Below are 23,826 nucleotides of genomic sequence, written 5' to 3'. Positions count from 1 at the left end.
CTGCCGCTGGGTGCGTGAGCGCTGGTGGGATGGCTATGCGTGGCGCGTGCGCCGCGTCCAGGTCTGCTGACAGATCTGACACATCGTCTTCAAAAGCCCGGCAGCCGATCGGCTGGCCGGGCTTTTTCTTTGCGCAGCGCCCGCGAAAGGCATCAGCGGCGAGCGGACATCCGCTCCGCCAACGCCTTTGACGGCCAGCAATCCAGCGTCACGCCATTGGCCTTCTGCCAGGCGCCGAGAGCCGCACGGGTCTTCATGCCGGCCTTGCCGTCGATCTTGTCCCGATAGAAGCCGGCTTCGGTCAGATGACGCTGGATCGCCTCGATCTGGTCCGACCGCGCCTGTTCGATCTTGCCCCATGGCGTCGCGAACGTGCCGCCGCCGGCGATACGGTCCGCGAGATTGCCGACGAACAGCGCGTACAGGTCGGCGAAATTATAGCCCTTGAAGACGTAGAAATTGTTCAGCGTCAGGAAGGCGGGGCCCTTCAGGCCGGCCGGCAGAAACAGCGACGCCTCCTGCGCGAGTTCGTCGCGCGTCGGCTTGTGCGTCAGCGGCGCGTAGCCGCGCCTGATCCATTCGGCGATGGGGAGCTTGGTATCGGGCTCGGCGATCGAGCAATCGACGTCTGCCGGCAGTTTGACCTCGAACCCCCAGCGCCGGCCTTTCTCCCAGCCCTTGGCGAGAAGCTGGCTTGCGGCGGAGGCGAGAGCGTCCGGCACGGAATTCCAGATGTCGCGGTGCCCGTCGCCGTCGAGATCGACCGCATACTTGAAGAAATCGGTCGGCAGGAATTGCGTGTGGCCCATCGCGCCGGCCCAGGAGGCTTTCATCGCCGGACGGGAGACATGCTGCTCCTGCAGGATTTTCAGCGCGAGGAGAAATTCGCCGCGAAACATCTCCTTGCGACGGCCGAGCCAGGCCTGCGTCGCCAGCACTTCGATGGTGTCGTGCGGCAGCTTGATCTTTCCGAAATTGGTTTCGCGCCCCCAGATCGCGAGGACCACGGAAGGCGGTACGCCGAAGCGCTGTTCGATCGCGGCGAGCGTCGCGCGATGCTCGGCGGCGAGCTTGCGGCCTTGCTCAGTCAGCCGCGCGAGCGAGGATTCCGACAGATATTGCGCGGGCGTACGCTCGAACTCCGGCTGGCCGCGCGGGATCGCCTTGGGCTTGCCGGGGATCACGAGATCCGGCAGCGACAGATTGGGTTTGAGGTCGCGCGTTGCGGTATCGAAGGTCGCGCGCGTGATGCCAAGCGCCTGCGCCTCCGGCCAGAGCGACTGAATGAATTGCCGGAACTCGGTTTCGGTCTGCGCATGAGTGGTTGTCGCGCTCGCAAGCGCGACACAGATGGCAAGAAGGACGGCCCGCAGCATGTCGCCTCTTCGGGATTGCGCTTTCGGTCAATCAGCCTGCCACAGGATTTGCGGCGGGACCTTGACGGTGATGGCCTCGCCGGCGCGGATCGTGCCCGCGCGTTCGACCGATGCGACCACGCCGCGCAAGCCTTTCGCCGACGCTGGAAAGGCAAGGTCGATCCCGCCGGGCTCTGCGTCAGGCGTCAGATGCCGGGCAATCGCTTTGCCGGTGATCCGGCAGGGCGCATTCGCGGCTTCGACGACGATGGTCGCTTCCGGGAAAACGATGCGGCTACCCGGCGGCAGCAGTGTGAAATGCGGAATGCCGGAGACCACGATATTGGCGCCTATCCATTCGGGCGCGATGGATTCGATGGCCATCAGGGCGGCGATGGCCGCAAGCTCCTCGCGCGAGACGATGGTGATCTGCCGCCCCGAGCGCATCTCCATGCCGCGCTTGTACCAGGGTTCGCGCGGGCCGGCCTTGCGGGTGAAGCCGTAATGCCGCGTGCCGGGAATGCCCTGAAGGTCCAGCGCGATTTCGCTCACCGCGCGCGTCTCCGGATGCGGCTCGGCTTCGACGAACAAGGCTTCGCACCGGCCCCTCACCTCGCATCCGGGACGTGACGGCAGAGGCAGCGACATAGGCAGCTTGGGATTCATCAGCGCTCCTTTCGGCAGGCCACGATGAACAGACGCGGAAAGCGCAGCAGCACCTTGCCGTCAACGCGCGGCGGATAGGCGGCGGCGATCCGCGCCGTATAGGCGCGAAGGAATGCCGCGCGTTCGGTCGGCGCCAACGGATCGATGAACGGGCGAAGCCCGGTGCCCTTCACCCATTCGACGATGGCCTCCGCACCATCGAGCGGATGCTGATAGAACGTGTGCCAGATGTCGAGCCGAGCGCAATGGGGTTTCAGCGCATCGTAATATTCGCCGACCGAAGGAAGGATTGCGCGGTCGCGCGGATTTTTCGGAAGGAGGCTCACGAACGGTTCTTCGCGCGCGACCTCGCGCATCCACACATGCGAGGGCTCGTCGAGATTGTCGGGCATCTGAACTGCGAGAACCGCGCCAGGCTTAAGACCGGTCAGCAACCTTTTCAGCACGGCGAGGTGATCCGGCACCCACTGAAAGGTTGCGTTGGAATAGAGGAGATCGACGTCGGCGGGTGCGGCCCAGCCGCTCAAATCGGCTTCGATGAAACGGCATTGCGGCAGGCGTTTTCGCGCTTGCGACAGCATGTCGGGCGAGGAATCGACGCCAACGATCTCCGCATCCGGATAGCGCGCCACCAGAAGCTCGGTGGAATTGCCGGGGCCGCAGCCGAGATCGTAGACCTTGAGGGCCTTCGACAGCGGCACCTGCGCGAGCAGATCGCGCGCGGGCCGCGTGCGTTCGTCCTCGAATTTCAGGTATTGGGACGCACTCCAGTCAGCCATTGCGATGTCCGGGTGGTTCGACGTGGAAAGCCAAAGGCGGCGCTGATGAGAAAAGCGGCATCGGTTCGCCTGAGATGACTGTCCTTATCCCGTGAAATGCTGCGCTTCCAAGGCGTTTGTGACGCCATGCAGGGTTGTGCGCAAGCCCGTGCGCGCGCTGAAAAGCGGGCGACAGGGTTCCGCGACTATGCTCTTATTTCAGCGGAGCAGCTTGGGGGAGCGCCAGATGAGGAAAACCGCGATCGGTGTAGCCATTGCATCCGGACTGTTGCTGTCGGCACAACCCGCATCCGCGCAGTTCTGCATGGCCGGAATCATCTTCGCCGCATTCTATGCGAACGCGACCGAGAACCGCGAGCTCAGCGCGAAAGAGGCTTCGACCTGCGGCATCTTCTATGGCGCCGATCGCGACAAGGCGGTGCGCGGCGGCAAGCCGCCGGTGGCGGCCAAGGCTCCGCCACGGAAGCCGGCGAGGACCGCAGCCGCCAAGGCGAAGCCGCAATAGGGCGGCTGTCGCGGCGCGCAAGGATCGGCAAGCGCGCCGCGATCCGTCAGCGGGTGAATTTCTTGTACTTCAGCCGGTGCGGGATGATGCTGTCCTGCCCGAGCCGGCGCAGCTTGTCCGCTTCGTAATCCTGGAAATTGCCTTCGAACCATTCCACATGGCTGTCGCCCTCGAAGGCCAGCATGTGGGTTGCGATGCGGTCGAGGAACCAGCGATCGTGGCTGATGATCACGGCGCAGCCGGCGAAATCCTCCAGCGCCTCTTCCAGTGCACGCAACGTATCGACGTCGAGGTCGTTGGTCGGTTCGTCGAGGAGGAGCACATTCGCGCCTGACTTCAGCATCTTGGCAAGATGCACGCGATTGCGTTCGCCGCCCGACAGAGCTCCCACCTTCTTCTGCTGGTCGGCGCCCTTGAAGTTGAACGCCGAGACATAGGCGCGCGAGTTCACTTCCTTCTTGCCGAGCAGGATCTGGTCGAGCCCGCCGGAGATTTCCTCCCACACGTTCTTGTTCGGGTCGAGCGAGTCACGCGACTGGTCGACATAACCAAGATGCACCGACTCGCCGATTTTGATCGTGCCGGCGTCGGGCTTTTCCTGCCCGGTGATCATGCGGAACAGTGTGGTCTTGCCGGCGCCGTTCGGGCCGATCACGCCGACGATGCCGCCGGGCGGCAGCTTGAAGGTGAGGTTGTCGATCAGAAGGTTGTCGCCAAAGCCCTTGGTGAGACCGTCAAACTCGATCACGTTGTTGCCGAGCCGCTCCGCCACCGGGATGACAATCTGCGCGGTCTGGGTCTGCTTCTGCGCGGACTTCGCGAGCAATTCCTCGTAGCGCTGGTAACGCGCCTTGGACTTGGCCTGACGCGCCTTGGGCGAAGCCGCGATCCATTCCTGTTCGGCGGCGAGGGTGCGCTGGCGCGCTTCCTCCTCGCGGCCTTCCTGCTCGAGCCGCTTCTGCTTCTGACCGAGCCAGGAGCTGTAATTGCCCTGATAGGGAATCCCGCGGCCGCGATCGAGTTCGAGAATCCAGCCGGTCACGTTGTCGAGGAAGTAGCGGTCGTGGGTCACGATCAGGATCGCGCCGGGATAATTGCGCAGATGGCCTTCCAGCCAGGCGACCGATTCCGCGTCGAGATGGTTGGTCGGCTCGTCGAGCAGCAGAAGTTCGGGCTGATTGAGCAGGAGCTTGCAGAGCGCAACCCGGCGGCGTTCGCCGCCGGAGAGTTTGGTGACGTCGGCATCGTCGGGCGGGCAGCGCAGCGCGTCCATCGCCTGGTCGACCTTGGAATCGAGGTCCCAAAGGCCCTTGGCCTCGATTTGATCCTGGAGCGCCGTCATCTCGTCGGCGGTCTCGTCGGAATAATTCATCGCCAGTTCGTTGTAGCGATCGAGGATCGCTTTCTGTTCCGCGACGCCCTCCATCACATTCTCACGGACCGACTTGTCCGGATCGAGCTGCGGCTCCTGCGGCAGATAGCCGACGCGGGCGCCTTCGGCGACCCAGGCCTCGCCGCTGTAATCGGTGTCGATGCCGGCCATGATGCGCAGCAGTGTCGACTTGCCGGCGCCGTTGACGCCGAGCACGCCGATCTTGGCGTCCGGATAGAATTGCAGGTGGATGTTATCCAGGACCTTGCGGTTGCCGGGATAGACCTTGGTCAGGCCCTGCATGAAATAGACGAATTGGCGGCCGTTCATTGCGCTTCTCTAACAAACCTTCGGACAAATCCGCATCGGCTGCGCGAACGCGCCGGACCAGCGGGATATGGCGGAAATGCGGGGCTTTAAGTAACGGCCGGGAGAGGAAAGGGCAAGGCTGGGGGTAGTTTAGGCCGTTCGATCGACCGGGATTTTGGCCCTTTATTGAGGGGAACGTGGCGGGAAGCGCTCTCTCTTATCCTCCCCCGCAACCTTTCTTATCCCTCCCCGCAAGCGGGGGAGGGAAAAGAGGAGAACGCGCTCGTTCGGCGGTCGCGATGGTGCAGCGAGAAAACGCCGGCCGCGATGGGTGCGGCGAGGCTGGGGGCGCTCCCGGAAACCTAGCTCTGGCTGTCTTCCACGTCGGTCTCCGGTCGGTCGCTGCCGGGCGCCGTTTCGGTGTGCCAGGCGCCGTTCTCGTCTTCCCACTCGATGACCTCGGTGCTGCCCGGGGTACGCTGCTCGCGGGCGGCGCGTCGCGCGGCGGAAAGCGCCCGTGCATGCGTTTTGAACGGCTCGGAATAAACGTCGCCAACCTTGTAGGCCCAGCCGCCGTCATGCTGGACGATGCGATAAGTCACATGGGACATGATTTGCCTCGAATGGCTGTCGCGAATGATTTGCCCCGGATTGCTCCTGCCGGTCCGCGCCAAGCATCTCAGATCGGCCGCCGCTGCGAAAGCCGGAACCGCGAACTGCGCCGATTTGCGCGGGGTTACGCTTCTGCGCGCCTCGTCTTACATTTCCGCTGTCGGAGCGCGCGAGGAGGTCCCCATGTGCCGCAACATCAAGACCCTGTTCAATTTCGAGCCGCCCGCGACCGAGGACGAGATCCGGGCTTCGGCGCTGCAATTCGTGCGCAAGCTTTCGGGGTTCAATACCCCCTCGCAGGCGAATGCGGGGGGTTTCGACGAAGCCGTCGAAGAGGTCGCGGCCGCGGCGCGAAAGCTGCTCAACTCGCTGCACACCCATGCGCCAGCCCGCGACCGCGAGGTGGAGGCGGAGAAGGCGCGCGAACGGGCGCGCCTTCGCTTCGGAGCGGCGTCGTAGCTCTCGTCGTAATGACGCGCCGGGACTGAGGCACCGGCATTCTCGCGTCATGACTGGCACTCGTCATGACTTGCGTGCGCGGGTGCGGCCGATCATGCCGCCGAGCATGAAGGCCGACACGACTGCAATCCAGGCCATGGAAAGCCATCCGCCGAGCGGGCCGAAATAACGCAGCAATGTGACAATCGCGACAACGAAGCCGACCCAGCCGAGCCAGCTTGGCAACATCGCCGTGCGCAGCGCCACCGCGGACGTTGCGGCGATCATCACCGCCATGCCGACGAACGCGAAGCGATACAGCCACCCTGCCATTGTCAGCGACAGGTATCCGAGCTGCGCATCTTCACGGAAATTCTGAAATCGCGCCTGGCTCGCGGCGTGCAAAATCTCCGCGGCCGCGCCTGCGAGCATCAAGGCAACGAACATGATGCCGCCGGCGAGGACCACCGACGAGAAGCCGAGTTTGCCGGCCTCGGCGGCTTGCGTGAGATCGTGCAGGATTCCGATGAACCACAGAAAGAAGAACGCGGCGAAGATCAGCATGATCCCATTGACCATGAGGATCTGACCCTGCCGTTCCTTGAAATAGGCGAGAACTTGCTGAGCCGAGGAGGTTGCGACCGGATCGTCCGGCGCGGCGAGATAGGAGGGAATGAACAGGATCAGGAAGAGCAGGCCGGCGGCTCCGGCCAGACGCTGGACAGTGGTATCGGACATCGATGGCCCCCGCATGCTGTCGCGTGACTTTCGTAAAAGTAGCGGTGCAGCCGCCGGCGTGGCAACTCATGGGAGAATCTCATCCACCGCGCCTTTGGTGGGTCGGGCGCTGCGCCCAGTTTGTCGGACCTGATAAGATTGAGCGGTGTCGCGGTGCATACGCGTGTCCGCATCTTCCGCTGAACCTCGTGGCGGAATATTTCGCGGCACCGCCGAGAAAGCGCTGAAAGACGTGTGATCTCGCAAGCCGAGCGCGTGTTCTGGGACGCGGAGATGTGGACCTGCACAAGGCAGGCGCTATGTTCGGATCGGTGGGTTATTTCCTGTTCACGGCGAAAGGATAGGGGGCACCCGTTCCTGTCCTGCGCCGCGTCCATTTCTGTCATGCCCCGCGAAAGCGGGGCATCCACGAAAAGTTTGAAGCGGTCTTGCTGACTGGATCGCCCGCTTTCGCGGGCGATGACAGCCAGAGAGCTAGCCCCGCCTGAGGCGGCTGTTATAGGCGCCGATCAAATCGTTATAGTTCCGCAACAGCCGCTGCGGGGTGCCCTCGATCATCTCGCCGCCACCGGCATTGATCATCATCCGGTCGCCCTGGCTGAGCGGAGTCTTGTCGCGAATGCGGCGCATCAGCTGCTTGGCGCTGGTGAGATAGCCCTTGGCGGCGGAGAGAAAGAAGGAGTCGACCTTGGCGTCGCCGTCGAGCTGATCGAGCGCCTTGACCTGGTTCTCATAGGCATTCAGCGCGGCGTTGATGGCGTTCATGTCCGGCTTGTCGGCGGTCTCGGTGCGGAGCACGCGCTTTGCCTCGATCATCAGCGCCTCGGTGTGATAGCGCGCCGACTTGCCTTCGCTCTTTTCGATTGCGGCAACGCGTTCGGCCGCGCGCCTGTCGTTGATCGTCTCGACACCCTCGCGCAGCGTCTTGTCGGCTTTGGCAAAGGCATCCCAGGTCGCGACCAGGCGCGGATGCAGGGCCTTGCCCTTGGCCATCTTGTCGTCCTTGTAATCCTCCTGCGAGTAATATTCGTTGGCTTCCTTCAGGAGCGGTTCGAGCTTGCCGACCGCATCGGCGTAGGCGGAGGCTGCGGCTTCGAGCGCTTCATCGCGCGGCTCCATCGCATTGGCAGCCTCGATATTCTTTCGGCAGTCCGACGTGTCGTAGATCGTATAGGTGCCGTAGATGATGCGCTCCTTGCCAGTCGGTCCGCTTTTGCTGACCCAGCTGAAATAGCGCCGGCGCGAGTCATAGGAGCGGCCCGACAGCCGGTTGATGCAGCCGACATAGGCATTCAGTTTTTGTGTCAACGAAGCTTGATCGGCCTCGGACTCGCCTGGATCGGAGCTCGGCGTCTCTGGCTTGGGCGCCTGCGCAGCGGCGATGGTTGCGGACTGTAGTGTGACGAGGGCGGCTGCGCCGACCGCGAAGATGAAGGCGCGGACCGGATTCATGATGATACCTCCCCAGGGCGGACGACCGAGGCCAGTCGGCAAAGGCTACATCAACGCAGCGTTGCGCGACAAATCGGGTGGGCGGCGCGTGTTGTGAGTGTGATCGAATGTGATGTGTCGTGATGGGCCGATTGCGATCGCTGTGGCGCCGCGACTTACCAATCCGGACCTCGACCGAAATCGCTCTAGCGCGGCTTTCGTGCGGTGAGATTGATCACCGCCGACATCCCCGCATGCGCCGCGCCCTCGTGCATCACGCGCTCTTCTTCGGCGATCCGCACATCGTCGAAATCGCCGAACGCAGCTTTCAGCATGTCCCGCGTATAGAGATGCTCGATCTCTTTCGGTCCGCCGGTGCCGTATTGCAATTGCTTCGGCGCGTAGCCTTCGATGATGAGAAGACCGCCGGGTTTCAGCGCGCGCCGCATGCCAGCCCATTTCAGCGGCCGCTCCTGCGGCGTCGAGAATTGGGTGAAGATCTCCGCCACCACGTCGAACGCGGCCTCCGGATAATCGAAGGTGTGAGCGTCGCCCTCGATCAGGGTGATCGATACGCCGCGCTCGGCTGCGAGCGCCGCCGCCTTCTTCTGCGCCGAAGGCGAGAAATCGACCGAGGTGACGGCGAGCCCCTGTTCGGCGAGCCAGACGCCGTTGCGGCCTTCGCCATCGGCGACCGCCAATGCGGTGCCGGAGGCGGGCAGCAGCGCCTTGCAGCGGACCAGGAAATCGTTCGGCGCCTTGCCGAATTCGTATTCCGGTTTGGCGAAGCGGGTTTCCCAGCGCAGAAAGTCGGGCGATGTCGTCACCGGAATATGCGTCCTGTTTGCTCTGCGGACAGCCAAGGGCTCAAGACGCTTGATGTCAATCGCCGCGCGCCAGAGTGCAGCGCGACGTGCACGCGAGCGATGCGTAACGAAGCATTAACCATACGCGAACGAACGCCCGCGTCGGGGATGCTCGACGATGGAAATCTGTTGCGCCACGCTCGCGCGATTCGAAGCGCGAATCGCACCCCTGATTCGTTCTTCAGGAACAAGTGCGAACCTTGTGCCATTGTGAGCCAATGGCACTGCACGATGCGTGTTTATCGTGTGACAGCGCATGTCCGAAACGCAGCCGTGTCACATGAGGGTGCGCGAGGCGCAATCGCACTCAGCTGTCCGTTTAGTTCGCGAAGCGCTGATACAATGTGCCCACGAGCGACTGAAGCGCCTCGTCGGCTTTCGGACCCGGGAAATTGGTCGTGACCACAATGCCGATGTCGCGCTGCGGATCGACCATGATCGTCGCAAGGTTCATTGTGTTCGACCCATTATGGCCGAGGACAGGCCGATTGTCGGACCACGCGGCAGCGGCGATACCCCAGCCGAGCCCATAGCCACCGGACTTCGGCGTACCGGGCGGGGGATTTTCGAGCGTCATCGTCACATGCTGGCGATGTATCCGCTTAAGCGTTTCCGGCTTGACGAGCGCAGGCCCCCGCTTGCCTTCGCCGGCATTCCATCCCGCCCAACGCGCGAAATCGAGGATCGACATATGCGCGACACCGGCGGGTCCGAGGCCAGCCGGCACATCGGCGCCCGGTCCCCAGGGGCGCGGCGTGATCTTGCCCTTGTCGTCGACATCATGACCGACCGGCGCGTCGAACTTGCCGCGCGTCGCCTGCGGGCCAAGCCCCGCGGTTTTCAGTTCAAGCGGGTCGAAGAGCCGGCGACGGATCAGTTCTTCCCAGGTCTCTCCTGCCATCTTTTCGATCATCGCCCCGGCGGCGACGTAGCCGAGATTGGCGTAGCGAAAGGTCGGCTTCGGATCCGCCTTCAGCGGGTTCTTGCCGAAGGCGTGCAGCATGCGCAGCCGCGATTGCGGCAATGTCTCCTCGTAGGCTTTCCCATCGACATATTGCTCGTAGATCTCCTTGGTGTCGGTCGGAATGCCGCTGGTGTGCGACAGCAGCTGCTCGAGCGTGATCTTTGCAAATGTCGGATCGATGCCCGGCAGGTCGGCACCCAGGACCTCGCCGATGGTCGAATCCCAGCGCAGCTTGCCTTCCTCCACAAGCATGCCCGCAAGAGTCGCGGTCATGGCCTTGGTGTCCGATCCGATGTGGAAGCGATCGTCGATCGTTACCGGAAGATCGCGGCCCAGCACCCGCGAGCCGACCGCGCCGGAGGCAACGATGCGTCCGTCCTTGACCACGGCCGCCGCCAGCGCGGGAAGGCCGGCCTCCTTGCGAACGGGCTCGAGGATGTCGTTCAGCGACTGACCCTGTGCGTGGGCAGTCGCAACAGCCAGCGGCAGCATCGCGAGGAGCGCGAGAACAAACCAGAGTCTCTTGAGCATCGAAATCTCCGAAGCGGACAATGGATCGCAGAGGGATGAAGACTGCGATTGAAAATGGAATGAAGGCGGGACGACGTAAACACTCTCTTCAGATTTGCCGCACGCGACGAATCGCTGTCGCGATTCGTTCTCAGCGAACAAACGCGAACCTTGTACCATTGTGAAGCAAGGGAGTCTTGGTCGGCGATAGCCTTTCTCAGTTCAGCAGGACGATCGAAGCATTCAGCACCGCGGCGAATGCCACCCATGCAGCATAAGGAATAAAGAGCAGCGCGCTCGGACGATCCGCATTCCAACGTGCAATGATGAAGGCGATGATGGTCACAAGGAGCGCCAGGATGATAACGAGGGCGGCGCCCGGCCGCTGCATCCCGAAAAAGACCGGAGTCCAGGCGAAGTTCAGCGCCATCTGTGCGAGCCACAGCCAAGTGCCCCCTTTGTGCTCGAAGCTGCGGGCACCGGAAATGCCGATCAGGACATACAGGATCGTCCAGACCGGACCGAACAGCCAGCCCGGAGGATTGAACGGCGGCTTCGCGAGCGAGGCGTACCACGCGCCTGGCGTGAACATCACGCCGATGGCGAGGCCGATGGCGAGAACGCCTGCGACGAACAGGGTGTAGGTCAGAATGCGGGCCATGGTGTTCCACCGGACATTGGGAGAAGAGAAACAGGGTCACTTAACTCCGACGCCGTGCCCGGCGTTGCATCAGGCTCGCCCAGGTCGTGTCCCACCGGTTACCGGCTGAACAGCCACATCAGGACAGTCAGCACGACGCTGATCAAGATGCTGGTCGTGATCGGAATGTAGAGCGAACCATACGCGCCGCTGATGTGAATGTCGCCGGGCAGGCGGCCAAGCCCGATGCGCGACAGCCAGGGCCAGAGCAGGCCCGCCGCTACGAAGATCAGCCCGAGAATGACAAGAAACCGTGCCATCGCCACGACCTCCGTCCGGATATGGGGGTCGGGCGCGGCCTTTGCCAAGCCCGCGCCGGCAGGTGACGAAAGCCCCGACCGCGCCGGGTCACATGATCGCGGCGTTGACCCACAGATGGGTCGCGATGCTGGCGACATAGCCGAGCGCAATGGCCCAGGCCCAGCGCAGATGGTTCATGAAGGTGTAGTGGTTGCGGACGAGCCCCATCAGCACGACGCCCGCCGCCGAGCCGATGGAGACGAGGCTGCCGCCGATGCCCGTTGACAATGTGACCAGCATCCACTGGCCGCTCGACATGTCGGGATTCATTGTGAGCACCGCAAACATCAGCGGGATGTTGTCGAACGCGGCGCCAAGGATGCCGATCGCGATATTGGCGGTGGTTGCTCCGAGATCGCCATAGAGCCACGCCGACAGCTTGGTGAGGTAGCCGGCAACGCCGAGGCCTGCGACCGCAAAGATGACGCCAAAGAAGAACAGGAGCGTGTCCCATTCCACATGCCGCATCTCGCGCAAGGAATCGAAGGCGAGCGTCTGATCATTGCGGCGGCGGCTGATCGCCTGCAGGTAATAGCTGTACATCTGCAGGTAGCCGAGCCCCAGCATCATGCCCAGCGCGGGCGGCAGGTTCAGCGCGGTCTTGAACAGGACGGCGGTGACGAGGGTGGCCAGGAACAGCCATATCACGCCGGCGCCGCCCGGCTTGAGGTGCCTGATCGCAACGTCTGCGTCGGGTCTGCCTTTCGGCACGCTGAAATGCATGAATGCCGCCGGCACGAGGAAGTTCACCAGAGACGGCAGGGACAGGTAGAAGAATTCGAAGAAGCCGAGCTTGCCCTTCTGCCATACCATCAGCGAGGTGATGTCGCCGAACGGCGAGAACACGCCGCCGGCATTGGCCGCGACCACGATGATGATGCAGCCCATCACGATGAATTTGTAATGGCCGACGCCGACGGCGACGACCACCGCGCCCATGACGAGCGCCGTGGTCAGATTGTCGATGATGGGGCCGAAAATGAAGGCGAGGCTGCCGACCATCCAGAACAGCTGTCGGTAGGTCAGCCCGGTGCCGACGAGGCGCGTGCGCAGCGCGTCGAACACGCGCCGCTCCTGCATGGTATTCACATAGGTGATGGCGACGATCAGGAACAGCATCAGCTCGCCATAGTCGAGCAGCACATGCTTGGCGGCGACCTCGAGCGCCGCGCTCTCGCCATGCATGGCGTAGACGATACCGAGCAGCGCCCAGATCAGCCCAGCCGCCAGCATCACCGGCTTCGACTTGCGAAGCTGAATGGCCTTCTCGAAGGCCACGAAGCCGTAGGCGGCGAAGAAGATCAGGAGCGACAGGTAGCCGACCGGATGCCGGGTCAGGTCGATGCGCGCGGCGGTATCCGCGGCGTGAGCCGGGGAGACGATCACGGGGATGAGTGCGAGGGCGGCCAGCAGCCACAACCATACGGTCCTTCGCGTCATCCCATCGGCGTCATCTCCATGCGGCTGAGTTGTTTTCCATGAATGGCGAAAGCTTCGCGGCGACGCAAGCTCTTGCCGGGTGCAACGTTGTCACAGGCGATCGCCGTGCTGAATTATCGTTTATCGATCCGGCAACGACTTGGATCAGACTTGGATCACAGTTGGATCAATTGCGGTCCGAACGGACAGGCGACAGGCGCAACCCCATTGCCGTGTGCGCAGCGGGGGGCTGCTGCCGCCGCACAGGAGGGGTGAGGTGGAACCTTTGGCCGGGGCCGGTGTGCTCCTAAGGAGCCGTCGAAGTGCGAGAGCCCGCCCGCTCGGCGCGCCGGTCCGCTGTCACGCGCCGCACAACACGCGCCGCTGTGCTTTGTTTCGGGTGATGGAGCCCGTCAGATCGCGTCAAAGCCGGTCGGGCCATGCAGGACGGATGTTGGCTGGCAGGCTATTGCCGCAGGATCTTCTCCATCGCCTTTCCCTTGGCCAGCTCGTCGATCAGTTTGTCGAGGTAGCGAAGCTCCCGCATCAGCGGCTCTTCGATGTCCTCCACCCGGACGCCGCATATCACGCCCTTGATCAGAGTGCGCGCCGGGTTGAGGCGAGGCGCGTTTGCGAAGAAGGTCTCGAAGTCCGTTTTCTTCGTCAGCTCGGCGTCCAGTTCCTTCTGGCTGTATCCCGTCAGCCAGCGGATGATTTCATCGACCTCGGCTTTGGTGCGTCCCTTCTTCTCCGCCTTGGCGACATAATGCGGATAGACGCTTGCGACGCTGATCGTATAGACGCGATGCTTTTTCGTCTCTTGCTTCTTCGTCTCTTTGGCCACGGCCTGGTTCCGCCTTCTGCGAGCGCGCGGGCGCGCCTCCTTGGATCGGACTCGGAATAGGAAAAAGATTGCTGGTTATTTCAATGCCAGCACCACCGGACCGCCCACTGGATCCGTAAGCCCCAGCCCGCCGCCCAGATCCTCTAGCGTGTCGCGAAAGGAATTCAGCGTCTTGATCATGTTCGGACGCGCATTGGCGAGAGCATCCATGTCGTCCCATTCGGCGATGATGCAGTAGCTGCGCTCGCCTGTCTTGATCATGTTCACGTGGCGAACGCCCAGCCATTCGGCCCCGACGTTCCTGTGGGCGTCGAGGAAGTCCGGCTCGCGTCCGGGCTTCACCTTGAAACGCACGGCGTTGAAGGCGGTCATGGCGGTCTCCCATTCGAGGGGCTGGCGGCAGAAGCTTAGTCTGCCGCCGGGCGAAAAGAAAAGGCGGGCCGGCTTTCGCCAACCCGCCTTCGACTCCGGTCTCATCTTGGATGGTTACAGAACCTTGTTGCTCGCCTTCACCTTGTCGGCGTCGATGTAGACTTGGGCGCCGAGTGCGTTGAACTTGTCCGACATTTCCTTCATGCCGGCTTCCGCCGCATCGAGGCCGAGCGCGGCCCGTTCGTTGTCCCCAAGGCTCGCGGCGTAATCCCGCACGTCCTGCGTGATCTTCATTGAGCAGAATTTCGGCCCGCACATCGAGCAGAAATGCGCGACCTTGTGCGCCTCCTTGGGCAGCGTCTCGTCGTGATATTCGCGCGCGGTGTCGGGATCGAGACCGAGGTTGAACTGATCCTCCCAGCGGAAGTCGAAGCGCGCGCGGGAGAGGGCGTCGTCGCGCAGTTGCGCTGCGGGATGCCCCTTGGCGAGATCGGCGGCATGGGCAGCGATCTTGTAAGTGATGACGCCTTCCTTCACGTCGTCGCGGTTGGGCAGGCCGAGATGCTCCTTCGGCGTGACGTAGCAGAGCATGGCGCAGCCGAACCAGCCGATCATGGCGGCGCCGATGCCGGACGTGATATGGTCGTAGCCCGGCGCGATGTCGGTCGTCAGCGGTCCAAGCGTATAGAACGGGGCCTCGCCGCATTCTTTCAGCTGCTTGTCCATGTTGATCTTGATCTTGTGCATCGGGACGTGACCCGGCCCTTCGATCATGACCTGGCAGCCCTTCTTCCAGGCGATCTGCGTCAGTTCCCCGAGCGTCTCGAGTTCGGCGAATTGTGCGCGGTCATTGGCATCGGCGATCGAGCCGGGGCGCAAGCCGTCGCCGAGCGAGAACGAGACGTCATACTTGCGCATGATGTCGCAGATCTCTTCGAAGCGCTCGTAGAGGAAGCTCTCCTTGTGTCGCGACAGGCACCACTTGGCCATGATCGAGCCGCCGCGCGAGACGATGCCGGTGACGCGGTTCGCGGTCAGCGGCACATAGGCGAGGCGGACGCCGGCATGGATGGTGAAATAGTCCACGCCCTGTTCGCATTGTTCGATCAGCGTGTCCTTGTAAACTTCCCAATCCAGCTTGACCGGATCGCCATTCACCTTTTCCAGCGCCTGGTAGATCGGCACGGTGCCGATCGGCACCGGCGAATTGCGGATGATCCATTCGCGGGTGTTGTGGATGTTGCGGCCGGTGGAGAGGTCCATCACCGTGTCGGCACCCCAGCGGATCGCCCACACCATCTTTTCGATCTCTTCCTCCACCGACGAGGTGACCGCCGAGTTGCCGATATTGGCGTTGATCTTCACGAGGAAGTTGCGGCCGATGATCATCGGCTCAAGTTCGCCGTGATTGATGTTCGACGGGATGATCGCCCGCCCACGCGCGATCTCGTCGCGTACGAATTCCGGGGTGATGAAGGGCGGGACCGCGGCACCGAAGCTTTCGCCGTCGGCAAGGGCCGCCTCCGCGCGCTCCAGCATCTGTTTGCGGCCGAGATTTTCGCGCGCCGCGACGTAGATCATCTCCTTGGTGATGATGCCGGCTCTGGCGAATTCGTATTGCGTCACCGGCGCGTCGCCCACGCCGCGCAGGGGCTTCGGGGTATTGGGGAAGTTGCGCGCGAGATATTTGCCGGTGGCATTGCCGTTATCGAGAGGCTGGATAGGGCGCCCCTCATAGGCCTCGACACCGCCGCGCTCCTTCACCCATTGAACGCGTGTACGCGGCAGGCCTTTCTCGACATCGATGGTTGCACTGTCATCAGTATAGGGACCGGACGTGTCATAGACCGGCAGCGGCGGCTCACCGGATTCCTTCGACAGGGCGATCTCGCGCAGCGGCACCCGCAGGTCGGGCGCAGCCTCCGGCGCGACATAGATTTTGCGCGAAGCGGGCAGGGCGCCGGTCGTGACCTTCGGTGTTTCGAGATTGGGGTTGTGGATGTTCATTGTTGTGGTTTCCCGTTCGTCAGTATGGCGGACGCGCGACAGCGCAGCCCCTGTCGGAGCCGTGCGGTAAAGATGCGAAGCGATGTGGAAGTCATGGTGTCCTGTCCCTTCGCCGGCATGACCCGGATCAGGTTCAAAGGGTTACTGCCGGCCGGCAGAATCTCAGCCCCACTCGGGACTCCCCTCGGAACGGTCCCAATGTAGGCCGATCCGGGCCCCTGTCAACGCGGGCACCGAGCCTTGTCCACCCGCCTGTCCCGGCTCATAAGAACGGGATCGCAGAACGAAATGCGCGTCCCTGCGAAGGCGGAGCCTATAGCCGCCGCTCTGGAACAGGAGTTCCCGCCTTTTGGGGGAATGACCAAACAGAAGGTCGTCAAAGCGTGACCCGCCGCGTCAAAAATATCCTCTTCATCATGTGCGACCAGTTGCGCTTCGACTACCTGTCCTGCGCCGGGCATCCGACGTTGAAGACGCCCAATATCGATGCGCTGGCGGTGCGTGGGGTTCGCTTCACCCGCGCCTATGTGCAATCGCCGGTCTGCGGCGCCTCGCGCATGAGCTTCTATACCGGCCGTTACGTGTCCTCCCATGGCGCGTCCTGGAACGGCTTTCCGCTCAAGGTCGGCGAGATGACGATGGGCGATTATCTGCGCCCGCTCGGGGTCGACACCGTGCTGGTCGGCAAGACGCATATGCAGCCGGACACCGAGGGCATGGAGCGGCTCGGCATCGACCCGCAATCGATCATCGGCGTGCGCGTTTCGGAATGCGGCTTCGATCCATACGAGCGCGATGATGGCCTGCACGGCATAGGTCCGGATGGCCGCTACGATCCGCGCGAGCCGCGCTACAATCGCTATCTCAACGAGAAGGGATATCCCGGTCCCAACCCGTGGCACGATTATGCGAATGCGGCCGAGGGCGAAGGCAATGCGCTCGCATCCGGCTGGGCGATGCGTCATGCGCGCAAAGCGGCGCGCGTTGCCGACGAGGATTCCGAGACGCCTTACATGACGCGCCGCGCGATGGACTTCATGCGCGAGGCCGGCGAACGACCCTGGTGCCTGCATCTGTCCTATATCAAGCCGCATTGGCCCTATATCGCGCCTGCGCCCTATAACGACATGTACGGCCCTGGCGATGTGATCGCCGCGGTGAAGAGCGAGAGCGAGCGCATCGACCCGCACCCGGTCTATCGCGCATTCATGGATTTTCTGGTGGCGCGCAACTTCTCGCGCGAGGAGGTCCGGCGCGAGGTGATCCCGGTCTATATGGGGCTCATCAGGCAGATCGACGACCAGCTGGGCCATCTGTTCGGCTTCATGCGAAGCCGAGGGTTGCTCGACAACACGCTGATCGTATTCACCTCCGATCACGGCGATTATCTCGGCGATCACTGGCTTGGCGAAAAGGATCTGTTCCACGAACCGTCGGTGAAGATTCCGCTGATCGTCTGCGACCCGTCGCCCGACGCCGACGGCACACGCGGCAGCACATGCGATGCGCTGATCGAGGCAATCGATTTGCTACCGACCTTTCTCGAGCGCCTCGGCGCCGATCCGCGCGAACAGGGACATCGCCTGGAAGGCCGCTCACTCTTGTCGTGGCTCCGGGGCGAAGCGCCGGCAGACTGGCGTGCTTTCGCGTTCAGCGAGTACGATTATTCGATGCTGCCGGCATCGGCGAAGCTCGGGACAGCGCCGCGCGACGCACGGCTGTTCATGGTCGCGGACAAGCGCTGGAAATATGTTCACGCGGTCGGCTTCCGGCCCATGCTGTTCGACATGCAGGCGGACCCGAACGAGTTTCGCGACCTCGGCAATGATCCCAGTTACGCGGACCAGTGCGACGCTATGCACAACGCGCTCTCCGAATGGGCGATGCGCCAGTCGCAACGGACCACGGTTTCGGAACAGCGGATTCTCAACGCGCGCGGCAAGTCGCAGCGGCGCGGCATCCTGATCGGCGTCTGGGACGAATCCGACATTCCGCAGGATTCCTGGAGCGCCTATCGCGGGGGAGGGTGATTCACCTGAGACGAGGCGATAGCATTCGAGGCAACAACCTTATCCGGGAGGAGGATTGCATGCTTTCCCGCAGAGCCGCCGTGTTGGCGATTGCAGCTGTGCTGGCCGCCGCACTTCCAGGCGCCGCGCATGCGCAGATCGGCGAGCAGCCGATCCGCATCATCTTTCCTTTCACGGCTGGCGGCACGGGCGATGCGCTAGCGCGCATGATCGCCGAGAAGATGCGCGTGGAGTTGAATCGTCCCGTGATCGTCGAGAATCGCACCGGAGCGGGCGGGCGCATCGGGGTGCAGGCGGTGAAGAATGCCGCACCGGATGGCTCGACGCTCCTGATGGTGCCGATCGCGCCGGTCGCGGTCTATCAGCTGGTTTACAAGAACCTCGAATACGACCCGTTCACCGACCTTGCGCCGATTGCGCAACTGGGGACCTTCGATTTTGGCATTGCGGTCGGACCCAAGGTGCCGGCGAAATCCGTGCCGGAACTTGTCGCCTGGGCCAAGGCCAATCCGAATGAGGCGAATTACGGAACGCCGGCGGCCGGCACGCTGCCGCATTTCCTCGCGGCTCTGTTTGGCCAGCGTGCCGGTATCGACTTCCGCCACGTGACCTATAAGGGGTCGGCCGGAGCGCTGACCGACCTGATCGGCGGGCAGATCGCGGTCGTCGTGACGACGACGGCCGATCTTCTGGAAAATCACAAGGGCGGAAAGCTCCGTGTGCTCGCCACCTCCGATGCGCAGCGCTCGAAGTTCCTGCCGGACATCCCGACCTTCCGTGAAGTCGGATACGACCTGCACGCCAGCGGCTGGTACGCCATGTACGCACCCGCCAGGACGCCGCCCGACGTCATCGCGCGTCTGAACGCCGCGATCGTCAAGGCCATCCAGGCGCCGGATGTGCGAGAGCGAATGCTGCAATTTGCGATCGAGCCAACCGGCACGTCGGCGGCGGAGCTTGGCGCCATCATGAAGCGCGACGCGGCCTTCTGGGAGCCGGCCGTGAAGGCGTCGGGCTTCACACCGGATAAGTAGTCCGGCTCATCGTCCCGGGAGTTTCGAGACCGACACCCGCGCCACGCCGTCCACTTCGGCGGTCACGCGCACGATCCTCTGGTCGAATTCCACGCCGGCCAGACGCAGCCCGGTGATCTGGGCGTCGGCTTTGACGCCGTCGCCCTGGACCCGGAAATCCGCAAGCGCCTTGTCGAGGCTCTTTCGGGCATTGGCAAGCGTCGGCCGCAAATCGAAAATGGCTTGCCGTGCGACAGCGGCTTGCAACGCGGGCATCGCGGCACGGGCCGCGGCGCCCAGCAGCCCGAATGCGGCGTCCGATTCCACCGCGAGTTTCACGTCCGAGAGCCGCAGCGTCTGATTTTCCTGATCGAGCACGGGCTTGCCAGAAATATGGATCGTTGCTTCGGCGCCGAGTCCGAACCAGCTCTTGTTTTCCTTGGCATTTACCAGCATCGACACCATGACCTTGTCACCTGCGGCGGCCGCGGCCGCTCGCAGGACGGTAATCTTTGCGAGGCCCGATCCGTCCTCCGGGAAGGTTCTGCCTTTCAGCTGGGTATCGATGAGCCGGTTGAGTTCGGTGAAGGGAATGTCGATCGGCACGCCGATGGCAATCTTGCCCTGCTCAATCGGCGCCACGAGGTCGAGCTTGTCCGGGAACGGGCAGTCAGGCTTGGTCTGCTGCGCGACGACCCGTGTATCGGCCTGTACGCCAATCGTGATCGTGACGGTGTTGGCATCGACGCGCGGTTGCGACGCGAAAGCGCGCGTCGGGCGTGTTTCGAGGAAGAGTGGCGGTACGCCCTGTGCCGACGCTTCAAGCGGAATCGAGCGGCAGAGCTTTGCCCATTCGCGCCGTGCGGCGTTTTCCATGAAGGGATCGTCGCGTACGCGTGCCGCGAGCGCGAGCATCTGATCCGACATCGCGCGGTCCACCAGAAACCTGATCTCGCGCGCGCCATTGAACTTGATGCCGGCGACCTGGAGATTCGCTTCGGAAAGCTCGGTGCGGCCGACAAGGTTGGCTTCCAGCCGCCAGCGATCGGTGATCTTCGGCCGCGAGGTGACAGTCACGCGACCCTTGAGACCGGCACGCAAATCGATCGGCTTGCCGTTCGCGGATCGCGGCTGCGCCTGGCCGATCAGAGATCCGATGACATCGTTCAGCTTGTCGGAAGCCTGCCCGGTGATGGTCAGCGCACCATTCAGATCGGTGGCAATGATCAAGCCTTCGGCACGCCCGGTGAAGGTCAGAGGCGAGCGTTCAAGCGTGTAGTTTATATCAGCCTTCGCCAGCACTTTCGCGATCGGGTTGTCCGGCTTTCCGGACAAGGTGCGCGGGGCGGCCTGTTCTATGGCCTGACCGATGGCGGGTATCGCGATTGCAACAGGAGCAACGATGGTCGAAGGCCGGACGGCATCGGGAAGCGTCGGCGTCTCGGCAACCGTCGGCTTCTCAGGTTCGACTGTCGGCGTCAGGAAGTTGAGCGCCCAGAGCGTTCCCAGGAAAAAGGCAATTCCGATCACGGCTGCAGCGGCGATCTTCACTCCCCAACGAAGGCTGAACATAATGCGACGGACTCCGGCTCTCCGATCGCTGGATCAGATCGGTGCGAGACTAGGCGTTCGCGGAACCTGATACCAGAGCAATCCCGCCGATGTGATGTGGCGTCCTGAGTTTGAGCGCGAGACAGATGAAAGCACGCGACACGTGTGGCGCGTATTGGTCCGCGTCGTCGAGTGTCCGCCGAAAGGGGGGCCGTCGCAGAGCAGGGCCCCGCGACGGCAGCGGGAAGCGATGTTAGTTCTTGCGCGAGGCCAGCAATTCCGCGAGGCGATGGGGCGCTTCGGCCGATCCAAGCTCGCGCGCGCGTTCATACCAGAACGACGCCTTGACGATGTCGGGCTCTAGTCCCCGAACCTTGAACCGGGCAAGCACCACAGGATCGTAGGTCGACGCAAGGGCGAAGGCCGCGGACGCGTCGCCGGCCTGTGCGGCACGTTCGAGAACGCCACGCGCTCCGACGAAGTCGCCACTGGAAATGTAGTCGTCGCCCATCTTGCGCAGCACCGCGATTTCTTCCTGCGTCAACACGCGCGTGGGTGACGCGCTTTCGCGCGGCCGTTCGGGGGCGACTGCTGGCGCGCGGTCCGGTTCGGCGGAAGGCGTCACCTGCCAGCCTGCCGGTTCGCTTCGCTTCGCTTGATCAGGTGAGGGCCATGACGCAGTCGCCGGCTCCCGCCGCTCCGGCGCCTGCGAGATGGACTCGGTTTTCACTTGGACCGCGGAGTCGTGCGAAGGCGGAATGACGACGGCATATCGCATGCCGGGATCAGATGATGCGGCCCGCGTCTCCTTCTGGGCGGCTTCCACGCGAACCCGCAGGCTCGATGCCTTACCTTCATTGAATACGGCCGCCGCATTGCTCGACAAGCCTCGCATCGTTTGCTGTATGAGGCTTGGAACGTCCATGATCGCGATCACACCGACGATTGCGGCACCGGCCGCGGCCAGGCCGAATGTCGCGAAAATCCTGCTCGCCATGCCACGCCTGCGCGATTGCGGCCAATGTTCGCCAACCGGTTCGGGGATCGGCTCGGGATCCAGCGTTCGCGAAAGCAGCCAGGGCGGTGTTCTCGGATCGCGGAAAGCTTCGCGTACAGTTTCGACATCCGTTGCGATTTGATGATTGGAAACAGGCTCCGCCTCTTCGTCCGCGTTGTGAAAGCTGTCGGCGCGCTCATGCGAAAGGTCGGCGGGTTGCGACCGCACCTCGACGACATCGCGAGCCACTCGCCGCTCGGAGATTTCCTGCGAGGCGAGACGGCTGACATCCGACAACCGCTCGGGATGTTCGCGACCCACATTGCCGTCGATCATCGCTCGCAGGCTGAGCTCGATCTCGTCGAGAAGGCGGGCATCCTGGTCGGCTTCCGGGCCGCCGGGCTGATCCTCCGCTTCCGGCTCGGCCACATCGCTGTTCTCGGCCGCCTGATAGGTCGTCTCCGTTTGGATGGACGGGTCGAGATCTGAAATTTTCAACGATATCGTGTTCTGCTCACTCATTACGCACTCCCCCTTACACACGCGCAGTCTGCGGCCGGATTAATTCCGGCTCTTGCTGCGAGACACAGGTTTGGACTCAGGTATTGCTTCGTTTCTGGCGGACAGGCCGTTCTGCCGGTCGCGCCACGCCAGGAACTCGGAGAACAGCGCGTCGCGGCTTTCCGGTGTGCGCTGCGCGTCGCGCTTTGAATCGGCGCTCTTCAGGTACGCCTGGAATTCGCGATTCAGCTCGGTGTTTGCCGAAGGTGCGGCTGCCTGAAGCTTTTGCAATTCGCGCTCGGCCGAATCCAGCCGCGTCCAGCCTGGCACCGTGGCTGCGAGATTCACATCGCGCCACTTCGAATGGAATGGAGGCTTCTGAAACTTGCCCCAGTTCGCGAACATCCGCTCGACCATGCGCTCGATCTTCTTCTGGCGCTCGGTCCCGCGCGGCCAGTTGAATGCCGCCAGGACCGCCGGCACGGCGATGGTGTCGACCTTGGTTTGGCCCTCCGGCATCAGGTTCGGATACTGGTCCGCGGTGAATTCGCCGATCGTGTAGTAATCGGCGAATGTCTTGGAGAACGGGATTGGCAACAGGTGCAGATTCGCGTCAGCCGGAATGTTGGAGAAGAAACCGATGGGCTTGCCAACCAGACGGATGAGCGCGGAAATCTCGCCGGATTTGAGCTTCTGCATGCCCGTCGCTTCATCGACATTGACCTGTTCGACATCGATGCCGAGCCGCTGGAAGATGATGCTGCCGGTCAGGCTCGAGCCCGCGCCTGCGGGGCCGAAGCTCACCTTCTTGCCGCGCAGATCCTCAAGACTGCGGATGTCGCGCCGCGCGAGGACATGCACCTCCGACACCGGCAGGCGGATGATGTAATGAATCCGGTTGTTGAGATTCCAGATCTTGCGTTCCGTCTTGAAATACTCGAAGACGTCGGACTGGGTGACCGCAACATCGACGCCTCGCAGATACAGGAGGTCGTCGATATTGGACGCCGCTCCATAGGTGACGATCGGCAGGATGCGAAGATTGTCGCCGTCATCCAGCGCCCGTGCGATCTCATTGGCGAACGTCATGTAGGTGCCTGACATGAGGCCGCCGGCAACGCCTACGGTCCAGGCATTGCGTTTTTCCTTGATGCTCGCTTCGGTATTGCCGGTCTGCTTCAGTGCCTCCGGAATCTTCTGGGCGTTTACCGGCAGGACGGCCGCGCGTGCAGCCATGATGATCGCGATCGCCGCCAAAACGAAGTTGCGCATTCCAAACTCCCCCTTTTTGCGACGCCTTGCCAGGCGTTCGCTATCTCCGTTTTTTGTGAGAAACGGCCAGCGTTGTGTGTCGCCGCGCACATGGACGGCCGATCAGGCTGATGACGATGTGAGAATTGTGCGCGTCAGCGTCGAAAACGCCCGAGTGCCTGGTCGCCATACGCCGCGACATCATTCTCATGACACCCTCACTCACGCGATCACACCGCGTGTACGCAACAGACTCGCTCGCGTTGTCTCTTGTTCGTTGGCGAGCGGTCGCGGAA

The 23,826-nt window shown here is 63.0% G+C and carries 22 protein-coding genes and 1 riboswitch; of the genes, 4 read left to right on the top strand and 18 right to left on the bottom strand.

Annotated elements, in window-relative coordinates; translation table 11 throughout:
* Positions 1 to 152: 152 nt before the first annotated feature.
* Genes VN004_RS17220 through tam form a run of 3 tightly spaced genes read right to left on the bottom strand, consistent with a single transcriptional unit; the run spans position 153 to position 2,800 of the window.
* Positions 153 to 1,376, bottom strand: coding sequence for a lytic murein transglycosylase (locus VN004_RS17220; protein WP_325612605.1), 1,224 nt, complete (start codon positions 1,374 to 1,376; stop codon positions 153 to 155).
* 27 nt (positions 1,377 to 1,403) lie between these two features.
* Positions 1,404 to 2,021, bottom strand: a complete 618-nt coding sequence (locus VN004_RS17215; RefSeq protein WP_325612603.1) for an MOSC domain-containing protein — start codon at positions 2,019 to 2,021, stop codon at positions 1,404 to 1,406.
* Complete coding sequence (gene tam / locus VN004_RS17210; protein ID WP_325612599.1) at positions 2,021 to 2,800, bottom strand: trans-aconitate 2-methyltransferase; 780 nt, start codon at positions 2,798 to 2,800, stop codon at positions 2,021 to 2,023. Before tam ends, VN004_RS17215 begins: the two co-directional genes overlap by 1 nt.
* A gap of 226 nt (positions 2,801 to 3,026) precedes the next feature.
* On the opposite strand from tam, the gene VN004_RS17205 reads away from it, so the two are divergent.
* Entirely contained in the window at positions 3,027 to 3,305 is a 279-nt protein-coding gene (locus VN004_RS17205; protein ID WP_325612595.1) for a hypothetical protein, read from the top strand.
* 46 nt (positions 3,306 to 3,351) lie between these two features.
* On the opposite strand, the gene ettA is transcribed toward VN004_RS17205, so the two are convergent.
* Both ettA and VN004_RS17195 read right to left on the bottom strand, forming a co-directional pair.
* Positions 3,352 to 5,007: an energy-dependent translational throttle protein EttA gene (ettA, locus tag VN004_RS17200; protein ID WP_325612592.1), complete on the bottom strand. Its 1,656-nt coding sequence runs from the start codon at positions 5,005 to 5,007 to the stop codon at positions 3,352 to 3,354.
* Between the two features lie 341 nt (positions 5,008 to 5,348).
* Complete coding sequence (locus tag VN004_RS17195) at positions 5,349 to 5,597, bottom strand: DUF2188 domain-containing protein (RefSeq protein ID WP_325612588.1); 249 nt, start codon at positions 5,595 to 5,597, stop codon at positions 5,349 to 5,351.
* A 184-nt stretch (positions 5,598 to 5,781) separates the two neighbouring features.
* Here VN004_RS17195 and VN004_RS17190 point away from each other — a divergent pair, with 184 nt between their 5' ends.
* Positions 5,782 to 6,057, top strand: coding sequence for a DUF2277 domain-containing protein (locus VN004_RS17190; RefSeq protein WP_325612585.1), 276 nt, complete (start codon positions 5,782 to 5,784; stop codon positions 6,055 to 6,057).
* Between the two features lie 63 nt (positions 6,058 to 6,120).
* Here VN004_RS17190 and VN004_RS17185 read toward each other — a convergent pair whose 3' ends face one another.
* The 10 genes from VN004_RS17185 to thiC all read right to left on the bottom strand — a co-directional run bounded on the left by VN004_RS17185 (position 6,121) and on the right by thiC (position 16,187).
* A complete protein-coding gene (locus tag VN004_RS17185) occupies positions 6,121 to 6,774 on the bottom strand; it encodes a hypothetical protein (protein WP_325612582.1) in 654 nt (217 codons plus the stop codon).
* 474 nt (positions 6,775 to 7,248) lie between these two features.
* Entirely contained in the window at positions 7,249 to 8,226 is a 978-nt protein-coding gene (locus tag VN004_RS17180) for a YiiG family protein (RefSeq protein WP_325612578.1), read from the bottom strand.
* A gap of 185 nt (positions 8,227 to 8,411) precedes the next feature.
* Positions 8,412 to 9,032 (bottom strand): class I SAM-dependent methyltransferase, encoded by a 621-nt coding sequence (locus VN004_RS17175; protein ID WP_325612575.1) that lies wholly within the window; start codon positions 9,030 to 9,032, stop codon positions 8,412 to 8,414.
* A gap of 358 nt (positions 9,033 to 9,390) precedes the next feature.
* A complete protein-coding gene (locus VN004_RS17170) occupies positions 9,391 to 10,566 on the bottom strand; it encodes a serine hydrolase domain-containing protein (RefSeq protein ID WP_325612572.1) in 1,176 nt (391 codons plus the stop codon).
* 196 nt (positions 10,567 to 10,762) lie between these two features.
* Positions 10,763 to 11,206, bottom strand: coding sequence for a TspO/MBR family protein (locus VN004_RS17165; RefSeq protein ID WP_325612570.1), 444 nt, complete (start codon positions 11,204 to 11,206; stop codon positions 10,763 to 10,765).
* 98 nt (positions 11,207 to 11,304) lie between these two features.
* Entirely contained in the window at positions 11,305 to 11,505 is a 201-nt protein-coding gene (locus VN004_RS17160; RefSeq protein ID WP_325612568.1) for a DUF2905 domain-containing protein, read from the bottom strand.
* An 88-nt stretch (positions 11,506 to 11,593) separates the two neighbouring features.
* Positions 11,594 to 12,985 (bottom strand): sodium:proton antiporter NhaD, encoded by a 1,392-nt coding sequence (gene nhaD / locus VN004_RS17155; RefSeq protein WP_325612567.1) that lies wholly within the window; start codon positions 12,983 to 12,985, stop codon positions 11,594 to 11,596.
* Between the two features lie 445 nt (positions 12,986 to 13,430).
* A complete protein-coding gene (locus VN004_RS17150) occupies positions 13,431 to 13,808 on the bottom strand; it encodes a DUF2200 domain-containing protein (RefSeq protein WP_325612564.1) in 378 nt (125 codons plus the stop codon).
* A 75-nt stretch (positions 13,809 to 13,883) separates the two neighbouring features.
* Positions 13,884 to 14,180 carry a DUF718 domain-containing protein gene (locus tag VN004_RS17145; protein WP_325612560.1) on the bottom strand — a complete coding sequence of 99 codons (297 nt, stop codon included), beginning with the start codon at positions 14,178 to 14,180 and terminating at the stop codon, positions 13,884 to 13,886.
* 114 nt (positions 14,181 to 14,294) lie between these two features.
* Positions 14,295 to 16,187: a phosphomethylpyrimidine synthase ThiC gene (gene thiC, locus VN004_RS17140; RefSeq protein WP_325612558.1), complete on the bottom strand. Its 1,893-nt coding sequence runs from the start codon at positions 16,185 to 16,187 to the stop codon at positions 14,295 to 14,297.
* Between the two features lie 87 nt (positions 16,188 to 16,274).
* A riboswitch (TPP riboswitch) is annotated at positions 16,275 to 16,382 on the bottom strand.
* Between the two features lie 221 nt (positions 16,383 to 16,603).
* Here thiC and VN004_RS17135 point away from each other — a divergent pair.
* Entirely contained in the window at positions 16,604 to 18,217 is a 1,614-nt protein-coding gene (locus tag VN004_RS17135; protein ID WP_325612608.1) for an alkaline phosphatase family protein, read from the top strand.
* Between the two features lie 59 nt (positions 18,218 to 18,276).
* Positions 18,277 to 19,251, top strand: coding sequence for a Bug family tripartite tricarboxylate transporter substrate binding protein (locus tag VN004_RS17130; RefSeq protein WP_325612556.1), 975 nt, complete (start codon positions 18,277 to 18,279; stop codon positions 19,249 to 19,251).
* A gap of 6 nt (positions 19,252 to 19,257) precedes the next feature.
* Here VN004_RS17130 and VN004_RS17125 read toward each other — a convergent pair whose 3' ends face one another.
* The 3 genes from VN004_RS17125 to VN004_RS17115 all read right to left on the bottom strand — a co-directional run bounded on the left by VN004_RS17125 (position 19,258) and on the right by VN004_RS17115 (position 23,551).
* Positions 19,258 to 20,802, bottom strand: a complete 1,545-nt coding sequence (locus VN004_RS17125; protein WP_325612553.1) for a DUF4403 family protein — start codon at positions 20,800 to 20,802, stop codon at positions 19,258 to 19,260.
* Positions 20,803 to 21,034: 232 nt separating this feature from the next.
* Positions 21,035 to 22,300 carry a hypothetical protein gene (locus VN004_RS17120; RefSeq protein WP_325612551.1) on the bottom strand — a complete coding sequence of 422 codons (1,266 nt, stop codon included), beginning with the start codon at positions 22,298 to 22,300 and terminating at the stop codon, positions 21,035 to 21,037.
* Between the two features lie 39 nt (positions 22,301 to 22,339).
* Entirely contained in the window at positions 22,340 to 23,551 is a 1,212-nt protein-coding gene (locus VN004_RS17115) for a TAXI family TRAP transporter solute-binding subunit (protein WP_325612548.1), read from the bottom strand.
* Positions 23,552 to 23,826 lie beyond the last annotated feature (275 nt).

The organism is Pseudorhodoplanes sp., assembly GCF_035565855.1.
Classification (GTDB): Bacteria; Pseudomonadota; Alphaproteobacteria; order Rhizobiales; family Xanthobacteraceae; genus Pseudorhodoplanes.
This window is presented reverse-complemented; position numbering and strand designations above follow the sequence as displayed.